Origin of the sequence: Mesorhizobium sp. M7A.F.Ca.US.007.01.2.1 (genome assembly GCF_003998165.1) — a bacterium.
In the GTDB taxonomy this organism is placed as follows: domain Bacteria; phylum Pseudomonadota; class Alphaproteobacteria; order Rhizobiales; family Rhizobiaceae; genus Mesorhizobium; species Mesorhizobium ciceri.
In genome coordinates this window covers 1-777 of sequence record NZ_RZQP01000507.1, presented here as the reverse complement: position 1 = coordinate 777, position 777 = coordinate 1, and the positions used below count along the sequence as shown (strand labels likewise).

At 63.3% G+C, this 777-nt stretch carries 1 pseudogene; it reads left to right on the top strand.

Annotated features, from left to right (window positions below):
• Positions 1-777, top strand: a pseudogene (locus tag EN949_RS35495) (phosphomannomutase/phosphoglucomutase); the annotation flags it as partial.

Below are 777 nucleotides of genomic sequence, written 5' to 3'. Positions count from 1 at the left end.
ACAATCCCAATCCCGAGGATATGCAGATGCTGCATGCCATCAGGGACAAGGTGCTTGAGACTGGAGCCGATGTCGGCCTTGGCTTCGACGGTGACGGCGACCGCTGCGGCGTCGTCGACAATGAGGGGAATGAGATTTTTGCCGACAAGGTCGGTGTGATGCTGGCGCGCGATATCTCCAACCAGCATCCGGGCTCGACCTTCGTCGTCGACGTCAAGTCGACCGGCCTGTTCAACACGGACAGCGTGCTGCGCGCCAACAGCGCCGTCACCGACTACTGGAAGACCGGCCACTCCTACATCAAGCGCCGCGTCGCCGAGCTTGGCGCCGTCGCCGGTTTCGAAAAGTCGGGCCATTTCTTCTTCAATCCGCCGATCGGGCGCGGATATGACGATGGGCTGGTCACCGCCATCGCCATCTGCCAGATGCTGGATCGCAGCTCCGGCAGCTCGATGGCCGATCTCTACCGCGCGCTGCCGCTGACCTTTGGCACGCCGACCATGTCGCCGCACTGCGCGGACGATGTGAAGTATGGCGTTGTCGAGCGGGTGGTTGCCGACTTTCAGGCCATGAAGCGGGATGGAACGGTTTTTGCGGGCCAGAAGATCGCCGACCTCATCACCGTCAACGGCGTGCGCGTTGTCGCCGAGGACGGCACCTGGGGACTGGTGCGCGCCTCGTCGAACAAGCCGGAACTGGTCGTGGTCGTCGAAAGCCCGGTGTCGTCGCAGCGTCGACGGGAGATGTTCGAGGCTGTCGACACCGTGCTGCGCCGCA